This is a genomic window from Lampropedia cohaerens (assembly GCF_001005215.1).
GTDB lineage: Bacteria > Pseudomonadota > Gammaproteobacteria > Burkholderiales > Burkholderiaceae_C > Lampropedia > Lampropedia cohaerens.
Genome location: NZ_LBNQ01000023.1, coordinates 1 through 12359, shown reverse-complemented (window position 1 = coordinate 12359; position 12359 = coordinate 1). Strand labels below are relative to the sequence as shown.

Below are 12359 nucleotides of genomic sequence, written 5' to 3'. Positions count from 1 at the left end.
TGCTGCAAGGCGCCGCGCCCGAGCGCAAACAAGAAATTGAGGACCTATGTCCTTCGTCGATCCCGACGATCTGTACGAAGCGAATGTCTTCACACAACTGGCCGATGCGCTGGATGCCTGCCCGCAAGCCGTGATGGCCTATACCGACGAAGCGCTGACCAACGAAAACGGCCAAGACATTGCCGTGCGGCGTCTGGCCTACAGCCGTTGGCAACACGCCAACAGCGCCAGCCACGCGCACGGCCTGATCGTGATGCGTCGATCTGCCGTCGAAGCCGTGCTCAAGGAAACCACCGACCTCAACAACTTCGCCGACTGGCTGCTGACCCTGCTCGTGGCCAAGCGCGGCGGCGTGTTGTACCTGCCCATCGTTGGGCGGCACTGGCGACAGCACCCGCGGCAAAGCCATCGCACCGGCGATCCGGACGCTGTCCGGCGCATTCGTCAAGCCTCGAATCTCTGGAGATAAACCATGTCATCAACCGATCCGAACCTTGGACTCAATTACGGCTGGACGCTCGGCGAGAGCGGCTGGGACAGCGGCATGGACGCCAACCTCAAGCGCCTCGGCGCTGTGGTCGGCCTGTCCGTGAAAGACCGTGACCTGACCACGCCACCGGCCAACCCGGCCAATGGCGACCGCTACCTGATTCCTGCCGCTGCCACCGGCGTGTGGGCAGGCAAGACCAACCTGATCGCCGCACGCATCGCAGATGTCTGGGAGTACCACACGCCCAAGATCGGCTGGCTTTGCTTCATTGAGGACGAGGCCAACCTCTCGGCCTACAAGTCCACTGGATGGAGCGCAGGCCTCGCCATCTGATCTTCACCCACCCGCAACCATCTGAACCCGCCCACAAGGCGGGTTCGTCGTTTTTGGAGACTGCAATGACCGACGAACACCAACCTGCCGCCCTCGTGGAAAACATGCTGCTCATTCGACGCGAGGACTTCGACGAACTGCTCGACCGCGCCGCCGAACGCCGGGCCGAGCGAGTTCTCGCCCACCTGGGCCTGGAGAACGGCCACGCCGCGAAGGACATCCGTGAACTGCGCGATCTGCTGCAAGCGTGGCGCGATGCGCGTCGCACCGCGTGGCAGACCGCCGTCAAGGTCATCACCACCGGCATCCTCGCCGCGCTGCTGGTCGGTGCCGCCATCAAGCTCAAGCTGATGGGAGGTGCGTCATGACCGCCAAGCCCAAGCTCTGCCTGCTCGACAACTGGCGATGCGTGCTCCGCCGTGCCTGGAGCATTCGCTTCTCGCTTCTGGCCGCTGCCTTCACGGCGGCGGAAGTGGTGGTGCCGCTGTTTGGCGACGTGCTGCCGCGTGGCGCATTCGTGCTGCTGGCCTTTGCCGCCAGCATCGGCGCAACCGTTGCTCGCATCGTGGCGCAGCCGGAGATGCACCGATGACCCGGCCACCATCACCAGCGATGCGCAGGATGGTGGCCGGACTGACGCTGTCCGCCGCCGCCCTAGTTGGCATCGTGCTGCACGAGGGCTACACCGACCGTGCAGTGATCCCCGTCAAGGGCGATGTACCGACCATTGGTTTCGGCACCACCACTGGGGTGAAGCTGGGCGACACCACCACGCCGCCAAAGGCGCTGGCTCGGGCACTTACCGACGTGCAGCAATTCGAGGGGGCGCTCAAGCAATGCGTGGCCGTGCCGCTGGCCCAGCACGAGTACGACGCGCTGGTGAGCTTCTCCTACAACGTCGGCAGCCGCGCGTTCTGCCAGTCCACGCTGGTGAGGAAACTCAACGCCGAGGACTACGCGGGAGCCTGCGCCGAGCTGCTGCGCTGGCGCTTCTTCCAGGGCAAGGACTGCGCGCTGCCTGCCAATGCGCGCCTGTGCGGCGGGTTGGCCACACGGCGCGAGGCCGAGTACCGCCAGTGCATCGGAGAAGCCCCATGAGCTTGATCCCGTGGCCGTACCGCTAGCTGGCCCTCGTCCTGCTCGCCACTGCACTGATCGGCTTCGGCTGGATCAAGGGTGCGGGCCACGTTCAGGCCCAGTGGGACGCTGCCGTCCAGAAGCAGACCCTGCAAGCCGCCGCCGTCCGCGAGCGACAAGCGCAGGCCACCGTCAAGGTCGTCACCGAATACGTCGACCGAGTTCGTGTCGTTCGCGAGAAAGGCGACACCATCATCAAGGAGGTTCCCGTCTATGTGCCCGTTCAGGCTGACGCTGCTTGCACCATCAACCGTGGCTTTGTGCTCCTGCACGACGCTGCCGCCGCCGGTGAGTTGCCCGAGCCCGCCCGAGATGCTGATGCGGCCCCCGCAGGCATTGCGCTCTCTGCCGTCGCCGGAACCGTTGCCGCCAACTACCGGACCTGCCACGAAAATGCCGAGCAACTGAGGGCGTTGCAGGCGTGGATCGGAGAAATGGTGCGCTTGGCGAATACCGCGCCTGAGAACTGACGCCAACGCCACTTGTGGGAGCAAGACACGACTTTCGCCGCAACCGGCGCTCATGCTACGTTCGCACCTTGATGAACCAGACCCATCTCGCCACCCAGTGCCAGACCGATGACGCGCCCACTCGGCACGGCGACAAGCGGGTCGCCGTGCTGCAATCGGTGTACCTGGCTGGGCAGTGCCTGCGTCAGTGACGACGGCCGTCGGGCATTGCTCATCGCTCTCGACCGGCCTCGTGCCAAGCTTTTTTCACGGGTGAGAGCAGGTACTCCGCCACCGTACGGTCGCCCAGCAGGATTTCCGCCGTGGTCTGCATGCCCACCGACAAGGGATACTGCACCCCATCCATCTCCAGCGCGTTTGCGTCGAGCGCCACCAGGGCTTTGTAGCGCAGCGGCCGCTGGCCGCCCGCCAGCCCCTGGTCTCGGGCTTCTTCCTCGCTCTGGGCATCGGCACTCACGTGCTCGACGGTGCCCTGTCCCATGCCGTACTTCTGGAAGGGATAGGTGGCGAACTTGAGCTTGACCGTCAGTCCCGGCCGCACGAAGCCGATGTCCTCGTTGGAGACCCAGACCTCGGCCTTGAGCTTTTCTTCGCGAGGCACGAGGCTGGCCAGCACGGTACCCGGCTGCACCACGGTGCCGGCGGTGTGGGTGGCCAGGTCCTTGATCACCCCGTCCTGCGGGGCTTTGAGTTCCAGCAGCGCGCGCCGGTGCTGCTGCTTCTCCAGTTCCTTGGCCAGCTTGTCGATTTGTGCCCGCGCCTCATTGCGCTCGGCGTGCAGCTGCCGCAGATAGTCCGCCTCGATCTGCCTGAGTTTTTTGAGCGACTGGTCGATGCTGGCCTGGGCGGAGGCGATCAGGTGCTTTTGTGTCTCCAGCTCCTGCTCCTTCTCGATGCGCTCGCGCCGCTTGTCCGAGCCCATCAAGGTTCCGGCAAAGCCGTGTTTGACCAGTTTCTCGTAGGCCTTGTCCTGCTCGCGGTAGTGGGGCAGCACCGCATCCAGCCGCTCTTTCTGCTGGCGGGCGGCGGCCAGTTCCTGCTGCGCCTTGGCCAGGCGGCTGCGTTCCTCGGCCAAGGCGGCGGCTAGGGCATCGCGGTTGGCCTGGTACTGGGCGGCGGTCTCGCGCAACAGCGCCGCCGGCGCCTGAACATCCGGTTCAAAGGGCTTGCCGGCGAGCTCGGCATCGATACGGGCCAGTTGAAGTTGCTTGCGGGCGTATTCTGCGGCGATGGCTTCGAGATCCGCCTCGGTGATCAACGCATCCATGCGCATGAGCACCTGTCCGGCGCGTACCGTCTCGCCCTCGCGCACCAGGATGTCCTTGACGATGCCCGCTTCCGAGGGCTGCACGATCTTGAGATAGCTGGCGGGCACGAGTTTGCCGTCGGCCACTGCCACGATGTCCAGCCGCCCGAGCAACGCCCAGACGATGAGGAAGGCGACCAGCGCCAGGATGGCCCACAACACCCGCCGCCCCTGCGGATTGGGCGCGCGGTGTTGCAAACGGACGAGCGGAGGATGGAAATCCAGCGGGTCGCCGTGGGCCTGCTGGAGGAGGGATTTCAATGCAAGCATGCCGGGGGACTCTCTTGTGATTCTGGGGTCTTGCGGGTGCGGTCAGTGTTCCACCCATCGAGCAACGCGCGCTCGATGACGAACAGGCTTTGTTCGATGGCTTGGCTGGGCGAGTAATCGGCATGACGATCCCGGAACGCGCGGGCGGCCTGCCGATACGTCGGGTTGCCGAGCAGTTCCTGCAATGATGTGGTGACGCTGTCCACATCGATGCGGCCACTGAGCAACTTGCCCGCACCCAGTTCCTCCACCCGATGCGCAAAAAGTACCTGCTCGACATGCCGAGGCCGCATCGCCAAGGGCACGCCCGCGAGCAGTGCCTGGGTCGAGAAGCCACCGTTGCCGTAGCCGACCACGAGATCGGCATGTGGAAGCAAAGGGGGCAGATCTATCGGCACCAGCGCAATGCGCAAACGCCGCGTCGCGCACCGTTTCGCCGCTTCGGGGTTCATGCCGGGCGCGATGCACAGCACCTCGGTATCCAACCGGGCGAGCGCCTGCAGGATGGCCTGGAAGCCCGGCACGGCGGGACGCAGGTAGGCCAGCACGCGTGAGCTTTCCTTGCTTTGCCAGCCAACACGCAAGGCTTGGGGCACCGAGACGATGGGCCCGACATAGCGCCCATCCGGCCGCGCGCCGCAGTGATCGAGTTCGGCAAAGGTGTCCAGGATGTCGTGGGCACCGAACAAGTCGCGCAGACGCACTGTGCTTGCATGGCCTAGTGCTTTCTGCGCGGCCTCCAGCACCCGGTCGAGCCTTTCCTCGGCCGCCATGAGCGCCTGATCGGACACCGCCTCCCAGGGCCGGATCGACGGCCAGGGAGAAACAGCGGGTGGAATCGCAAAGCCGTTGCCGATGGCCAGATGGGGAATATTGGCGAGCCGTGCCGCCAGCAAGGCCGTCGGCGCATGGTCGGCGACCAGCATGTCGGGCCGCGCCAGGGCAAACATCCCCCGCCAGGCGTTGAGTCGCGCAGCCACATCCCGCGCATCGGCGAAACCGCTGACACGCAGCACGTCGGCGTAGTTCACCGGTGGGCTGCTGCCCGCGCCCGCCTGTGGGGTCAGAGGCGCGGGTAGCACGGTGATGCCCGGTGTCGGGCGCTGTGCGGCCGGCAGCCGCACGTCCTTGAGCGCCAGGGTCACCCCGTGCCCACGGGCCATGAGCCCTTGCGCCAGCCGCAGGCACCGGGCGAGGTGACCGAAGGCCTCGCCCAGCTCCCACGCGATCAGAACGCGCGGCATGGGGGTCAGCAGCGCAAGGCCGTGACGCCTTCCTTCAGGCCGGCAAAGCCCTTGAGCTGGGCACCGGCGGCCAGCCCCACGGCGTCGCCATGGGTGCGCAGCATCGCCGCGTTGCCAGAGAGCAGCCCCGCCAGCCCCGCGAGGTCGGCGCCCTGGCCCTTGCCCAGCCACTGCGCCGCCCCTTGCCGTTCAGCATCGAGCCGGTTCAGGGCGTGGATCAACTCGGCCCAGTGGCGCTCCACATCGTGGTTGGCCTGCCCATGACCGGTCTGCCCGGACGCTGGCTGTTGCTCACCCCATTGCTCGAACCAGCGGCGATCTAGCGCAGGCAAGGCCGAATGGGGCGAGTGGGCGGACTTGTCGTCGCGCTTGAAGCCGTCGAGGAAACGGCTCAGCGGATCATCGTCGCGGTCGCCACCGTGTTTGCGGCCCGGCTGTCCCGGCGAGTTGCCCGCGCCATCGTTGATGTTGGCACCGTGTCCGGGAGGCGGTGCATCCGCGCCGTTGCCCACGCCCTCGTTGCCCTTGGTCACAGTCGGCACCACCGTCTTGTTGCCGAAGCTGATCTTGAAGACATCCGATGCAGTCGAGCATTCGCCATGGCCGTCGCTGGCGGTGACACGCACATCGATGCTGCCGCGGGCCGAGGCCGGCGCCGTGCCGCTGAAGGTCTGCGTGGCGGCATCGAACTTGAGCCAACTGGGCAGCGGCTTGCCGTTGGACAGGGTGGCCGTGTAGCTCAGCGTGTCGTTGCGGTCAGCATCCTTGAAGCTGTCGGCCGGAATCTGCCACGAGAACGCCTTGCCCTTGGCGAGTTGCACATCACTCAGGCAGCGAACCAGATCGGGCATGTCGTTGGTGCCCTGTACGGTCACCGTCAATGCGCCGTTGCTACGCTGCGTGCCGTCACTGGCCAGGTAATTGAAGGTCTCCGTGACCGTCTCGCCCGCACCCAAGCCCTGCACCTTGGACGAGCAATCGTCGAGCACGTAGGCGTAGGTGCCATTGGACAGCAGGGTCAGCACGCCGTATTCGCCGCGCCGGATACCGGGGTCGGCCACGCGCAGGCGCTTGCCTTCCGGATCGCGGTCGTTGGCGAGCACATTGCCCCAGGCCAGCAGCTTGCGATCTTCGATGACGGTTGCCGTATCCGGCGCCGTGACCGGTGCCTGGTTGCCGCCGCCGGATTCGACCGCCAGGGTGAAGCTCTGGCTGGCCTGTGCACCTGCCAGGTCGGTGGCGGTGACCCGCAGGACGTAGTTGCCCGCCGTGGCTGGGGTGCCGCTGAAGCTGCCGGTGGCGGCATCGAAGGTGAGCCACCCGGGCAGGGCACTGCCGTCGGCAAGCGTGGCCGAGTAGGTCAGCACATCGCCCGCATCGACATCGACAAAAGCGCCCTCGGGCAGTTGCCAGCGGGTGGGCTGACCGACGCGGCCGCTCTGGTTGCCAAGCAACACGCCCACCTCGGGCGCGTCGTTGACATTGGCCACCTCGATGGCGAAGGTCTGGCTGGCTTGTGCTCCGGCCAAGTCCGTTGCAGTCAGGCGTACGGAGACGCTGCCCACATCGCCGTTGACCGGGGTGCCGCTGAAGGTGCGCGTCGCCGCATCGAACTGGAGCCACGACGGCAGCGCCGAGCCGTCGGCCTGGGTGGCCGAGAGCGTGAGCGCATCGCCCGCATCCACGTCGCGGAAGGCATCCTGCGGCACGGTGAAGGCAAAGGGCGCATCCTCGGTGGCTTGCTGGTTGGTGAGCGCTATAGCCACTTCCGGCGCGTCGTTGGTGTTGTTGACGGATAGGCGCAGTCTCTGCGTTGCCAACAGTCCATAATCGCCCCAAGCTTCGACGATCAGGTCGAGTTGCCCAACATCCTCGTTGACAGGGGTGCCTCTGAGCAAACCGTGCTCAGCATCAAAGGTCAGCCAGCCGGGTAACGGACTACCATCGGCTTGGCGAAGGTTCAGCATTCGCGCAGCCCCGAATGCTCCAGCCTGTTCGAAATTCGACAGCACAATCGAGTGGCGATATACGGCGTCTTCAGTGGCCGCCGGCAGTTCACCTGCCTCCAACTGAACGGTAGATGAAGCCGAGATTAATGATGGGATCGAAGTCATTTCCCCGTCGTCGAACCTGATGGCCGTCACGGGAGGCGTGCCGTTCGACGTCTTGGCAAAGAAATCCGGGATTCTGATTTCATCGCCCGGTCCGTAGCGCAGCACCAGCGTATCGCCATCCCAGGCAACCGAGATATCCGTTTTGCTGACGCCAGGGCCAAAGACGATGAAATTGTCGCTCGGGCCGTCAATGATGGTGTCCACACCATCGCCGTGCTGGAAGAAATAACCATCCACCTGATCGCCTCCGATCAGAATGTCGTTGCCTCCCCCACCGTGAAACTCGTTGACGCCACTCTTGCCGTCGATTATGTCGTCACCGTCCTGGCCGTAGAGTCGATCAGCGAGCTGGCTACCTCCGATGTCGTTCGATGCCTCGTCGCCAAAAACCGAGAAACCATTGGCGACCAACGTTGCGTAATCCCATACCGTGCCATCTGCAAATTCGAAGCGATCAACAGCACGCGTCCCCAACACATCATCGGGATCGAAGCCGGTCAGCCGCACTACGTCACCGTCGTCGCCGTAGGGGATGAGCAGCACATGGCCGCCATTGCCGTCCGTCTCGAAGCCCAGGCGATTGCGTAACGTTTCCGGATCGATGCCGGGCCCAAACCGCAACACGTTGCCGGCATCCGGGGCGGCGACATCCTCGATAAAGACCTCGCCGTCGCCAATGTTGACGTCGTAGATATCTTGTGTGTGATCGCCGTAACGAACCCCGCGTGCCAGCAGGTCGTCGAACGACAGGTTGATGCCCCACCAGGGCAGGCTGATTTCCGCAACGGGCGCCCGCATGCCCGGCGCGCGCGGGTCGAACCCGGCAAAGCGGATCAAGTCGCCTTCTTCATTCAGATGCAGCACCAGATCGCGGCCATCGAAAGCCAGATACAGAGCATCGGCGTCAACCTCGCCGGTCAATTCGAGGCGGTTACTGTCTTGCGCCCGCCAAGTTTCGACGATGGTTGTCTGAACGGGGGACGATCCCCATTCCTTATAAACGTTGTAGGTATCCGAGCCGGCACCGCCTACCAGAACATCCGAACCGCCTTCGCCGTAGATCACATCATCGCCATCGCCGCCGACCAGAGTGTCGGCAAACGGCGTGCCATAAAGCCCGCCGCCTTCGTCGCCCGCCGTTTCGGTCTTGCCGGTCGGCTCGATGGTATCCGCCACGATTTCAGTCCCGTCGGCAAAGCGAATGACATCCACCGAACGGGTTTGCGTAGCGCGTCCGGGCATGTAGCCACGCAAGACGACCTTGTCGCCCGGACGATTGGCAAATTCGATCACCAAATCACCGTTTTCTTCCGAATAACGCAGGTCTTCGGGACGGATGCCCGGCCCGAAGCTGAGGATGTTGGGCGCATCGTCAACACCACAATAGCTGCCATCGCCATCACCCCAGGCATACGCTGCACTTACTTCGGCAAATTGAGGCTCATAGGCACAGCCCGACATGCGGTGATCGTCGTCGATGATTGTCACGCCATCGCCTGCCTGATACACGTAGGTGTCGCCGCCCCACTCGCCATACAGCGCATCCTCCCCGGTGCCGCCGATCAGGGTATCTGCACCCTGACCACCGTAAAGGGTGTCATTCCCCGCGCCGCCATCAAGCACATCGTCACCCTCGCCGCCGTGGATCAGGTCGTTGCCATCACCGCCGAGGATGGCATCGTCGCCCGCCAAGCCCAGCGCGATGTCGTTGCCCGCGCCCGCGTCCAGGGTGTCGCCATTGGCGGTGCCATAGAGCACGTCATCGCCGTCGCTCGGGATGTTGTTCGCAAGGTTGGCAGAAGCGAACAGATCGCCAGACTGGGCATAGGCCACCGCCTCCAGTCCGCCTGCCGGGGCTACCGTGCCGGTCAACTCGAAGCCCGTGCCATCAAAGGCCAGCGGCATTGTGGTCGTTGCCGACAACAAGGTGCCCGCGTTGGCCTTCAGCCAGCCCGCAAGGTCGAACACGCGCGTCTTGCCGTCGGCATCGATGAACTGGATGCGTTCCAGATCGCCCGGCAGATTGTCGATGCGCGTGTCGTCCAGCGTGATCGAGCCGCCTGCACCACCTTCGATCAGCAGCACCACGCGCCCGTCGCGGTCCAAGGCGGCGGAGAGCATGGCGGGCGTCACCGAGGCGCCGAAGGACAGCGTGTCCGTGCCTTCGCCGGTGGTCAGCCGGTCATGGCCGTCGCCGTGGTTGAAGACGACCACATCGTCGCCCGCGCCGGTGTCGATGCGGTCATCGCCCGCCTCACCAGCGACCAGATCGTCGCCGGCACCCGAGTACACGTTGTCGTTGCCGCTGCCAGCCGAGACGATGTCATTGCCGGCAGCCAGGTAGACGTTGTCGTCGTTGCCGCGTGCCTGGACGGTGACCGACTGGCCGGTGTAGTCGTTAATGTCGTCATCGGCCTGGCTGCCGAGGATCGTGGTCGGGTCGCCCCAATAGCGCTGCTGCCAGCCCATCTTGCCGCCATCGGCGCGGGCGATCACGTCGGAGAGCGTCCATTCGGTGCCATCGCCGAAGCGGAAACGCTGAATGGCGCCGCGCCCCAGGTCGTCCCAGTTCTGATGGTTCAGCACCAACGCATCGTTGCCGCCGATGCCAATGACCAGGTTGGTGTAGCCGACATCACCCGCCTGGCCGCCCCAACTCGCATCCCCCAACTGCACCGACACGTCCTCGGGCCGGATGCCCGGCGCGAAGACCACGGTGTCGTTGGCCACCGCCAGGCTCGCGCCCATGGCGTTGTCCAGCCCTGTGCCCGGAGCCACGATGTAGGTGTTGTTACCCGCGCCGCCGTAGAGCGAGTCGCGGTCGGCGCCGCCATCCAGTGTGTCATCACCGGCTTCGCCGAAGAGCTGGTCGCGCCCCGCGCCGCCAGTGAGCACGTCGTTGCCCTCGCGACCATAGATCACGCTGTCCTTCTCGGTGCCCGCCAACGTATCCTCGTCCGGCGAGCCGTAGAGGATTTCCGCGCCTTCGCTGACATTGAGCTTGGCCAGCACATCGTTCACGTTCAGACTTGCGCCGTTGGCGAAGTCGAAGCGGTCGATGCGTTGCCAACTGTTGAGCCAGTCCTTGATGCGCACCGCGTCGCCCGAAGCGGTGACGGTGGCGATCAGGTCGTTGCCGTCGCGGCTGAATGTGATGTCGTTCTGGCCAATGCCGGGCTTGAACAGCACGCGCCCATAAGTTGCTTCAATCACGTCCTGCCCGTCGCCCGTGCCGAAGCGATAGGTGTCATAGCCGCCCAGGTTCTGGAACCGGTCGTTTCCGGCGCCGCCATCCAGCGTGTCGTCCTGGTAACCGCCAACGATCGCGTCATCACCCGATGTGGCGGCCAGCGCCCGTGCCGCCAGCTCGCTACGATCCCACACCGTGCCGTCGGCAAAGCGCAGTTGCTCGATCCCTCGCTCGGTAGACCACGTGTCGGCCTGCCCGCGCACGGTGAGTTGGCTGCCATCCGGCAGGGTGACGGCCATGTCGCCTTGCAACGTCCAGCGCACGGTGACATCGGCGGGGGTGATGCCTGCCTCCAGCTCCACCGTGTCCGTGCCAGCGGTGTAGCCTTCGTTGATTACATCCTGCCCGTCGCCCAGCGTGACGCGGTAGGTGTCGGAACCCGCGCCGCCTTCGAGCCAATCATTGCCCGCGCCGCCGATCAAGATGTCGTTGCCGTCGCCGCCAAAGAGTTCGTCATTGCCCGCGCCACCAACGATCACGTCATCGCGACCATTGAAGCCGCGCAACTCGTCGTTCTCGTCCCCGCCCAGGAGCACGCGAGACTTGATCGCCTCCGCATCCCACAGCGTGCCGTCGGCGAAGGCGATTTCCTCCACCGCGAAGCGGTTGCTCTCGTTGAAATGGTTCTTGACGATGAGCGTCTCGCCGGTGTCGCGGATGGTGATCTTCAGGTCATCGCTGACCTGCCAGCCGTTGACCGTGCGCACCCGCTCCAGCCGCACATCGGAGGGCAGCACGCCTGCCTTGAGCTCGATGCGGTCGGTCTCATTTTGCTGCCAGGAATCCTCGATGATCGTGTCGTGCCCATCGCCCCGACCGAAGCGGTAGGTGTCCGCTCCGGCACCACCACGCAAGTCATCGTTGCCTGCACCCCCATCGAGCACGTCGTTGCCGGCGCCACCGATCAGGGTGTCGTTGCCGCCGCGGCCCAGCAGGCGGTCATTGCCGCCCCGGGCATCGAGCAGATCGTTGAATTCGGTGCCGCGCAGCACGTCATCCGCTTCCGTCGGGCCGCCCGCCACCCAGCCCTGGAGCGCCGCGTCCATGGTCTGCGCCACGTCCGCGCCCAGGGGCAGCAGCGCAGCCTTGAAGCTCGCCACATCCAGCCGGTTGAGTAGTCCCATGCCCTTGAGCGAGTAGAGGAAGTCACCCAGATCCGCCAAGCCCGCCTCGCGGTCGCTGTCGATGCGCGTGGCCAGCGTCTGTGCCACCGCGGTGAGGTCGCCCACCACGGATTCGGTCTCGGCATCCCAGTGGTAGGCAATGCTCTGGAACAGGCCACGCAGGTGGCTTTGCGACATGAGCTGGCCATAGACCAGCGCTTCGAGCTGGTCGTAGGCTTCGTTGAGGGCACGCGCGGCGTCCCGGCCAGGGTTGGCCCCCCAGGTGTATTGCCGCCATTCCTCGCCCAGGAACTCTTCCAGGGCTTCGAGCTTGCGGGCGTCTCCTATGGCATTGCCCCAGCCCGCATTGGTGCGGCTGGTCGGATCGATGTCCTGCACACCGGTCCAGCGGTAGATGATCTGACGCACCAGCGCCATGCGATCTTCCGGCGTATCCGCCTGGGTGAAGGCGACAACCAGCGCCTTGAGCTCGCCCGTGGCATCCATCGCCATGGCCTGGTGCAGATCGCGCACCTTGCCGTAGCCTTGGGCGTCGGGAAGGGCGGCGATGTCTTCGGGCACCTCCACCCATTCGGTGGGCAGGCTGTTGGTCACGTCCGAGGTAAACCACACGTCGGTGGC

Annotated in this window: 8 protein-coding genes and 1 pseudogene; 6 read left to right on the top strand and 3 right to left on the bottom strand. The window is 65.1% G+C overall.

The genetic code is table 11. The features are described 5' to 3' along the window. Window positions 1–46 precede the first annotated feature (46 nt). The 6 genes and pseudogenes from AAV94_RS07030 to AAV94_RS07005 form a co-directional block, all read left to right on the top strand. Window positions 47–469: pseudogene (locus tag AAV94_RS07030) on the top strand (hypothetical protein); the annotation flags it as partial. Window positions 470–472: 3 nt separating this feature from the next. Then, window positions 473–823: a DUF2793 domain-containing protein gene (locus AAV94_RS07025; protein WP_046741630.1), complete on the top strand. Its 351-nt coding sequence runs from the start codon at window positions 473–475 to the stop codon at window positions 821–823. Window positions 824–888: 65 nt separating this feature from the next. Beyond that, window positions 889–1191: a DUF6127 family protein gene (locus AAV94_RS07020; protein ID WP_046741629.1), complete on the top strand. Its 303-nt coding sequence runs from the start codon at window positions 889–891 to the stop codon at window positions 1189–1191. After that, window positions 1188–1415, top strand: coding sequence for a DUF7940 domain-containing protein (locus tag AAV94_RS07015; protein WP_046741628.1), 228 nt, complete (start codon window positions 1188–1190; stop codon window positions 1413–1415). Before AAV94_RS07020 ends, AAV94_RS07015 begins: the two co-directional genes overlap by 4 nt. Continuing rightward, window positions 1412–1921, top strand: a complete 510-nt coding sequence (locus AAV94_RS07010) for a lysozyme (RefSeq protein ID WP_046741627.1) — start codon at window positions 1412–1414, stop codon at window positions 1919–1921. The genes AAV94_RS07015 and AAV94_RS07010 overlap by 4 nt, the downstream gene beginning before the upstream one ends. A 26-nt stretch (window positions 1922–1947) precedes the next feature. Beyond that, a complete protein-coding gene (locus tag AAV94_RS07005; RefSeq protein ID WP_231731300.1) occupies window positions 1948–2430 on the top strand; it encodes a hypothetical protein in 483 nt (160 codons plus the stop codon). Between the two features lie 211 nt (window positions 2431–2641). Here AAV94_RS07005 and AAV94_RS07000 read toward each other — a convergent pair whose 3' ends face one another. From AAV94_RS07000 to AAV94_RS06990, 3 genes are read right to left on the bottom strand one after another with little or no spacing between them, the layout of a single operon-like run. Beyond that, window positions 2642–4006 carry an HlyD family type I secretion periplasmic adaptor subunit gene (locus AAV94_RS07000; protein ID WP_046741625.1) on the bottom strand — a complete coding sequence of 455 codons (1365 nt, stop codon included), beginning with the start codon at window positions 4004–4006 and terminating at the stop codon, window positions 2642–2644. Next, window positions 3994–5250 (bottom strand): glycosyltransferase, encoded by a 1257-nt coding sequence (locus tag AAV94_RS06995; protein WP_052754953.1) that lies wholly within the window; start codon window positions 5248–5250, stop codon window positions 3994–3996. The genes AAV94_RS07000 and AAV94_RS06995 overlap by 13 nt, the downstream gene beginning before the upstream one ends. 5 nt (window positions 5251–5255) lie before the next feature. After that, window positions 5256–12350: a putative Ig domain-containing protein gene (locus tag AAV94_RS06990; protein ID WP_231731288.1), complete on the bottom strand. Its 7095-nt coding sequence runs from the start codon at window positions 12348–12350 to the stop codon at window positions 5256–5258. Between the last annotated feature and the right edge of the window lie 9 nt (window positions 12351–12359).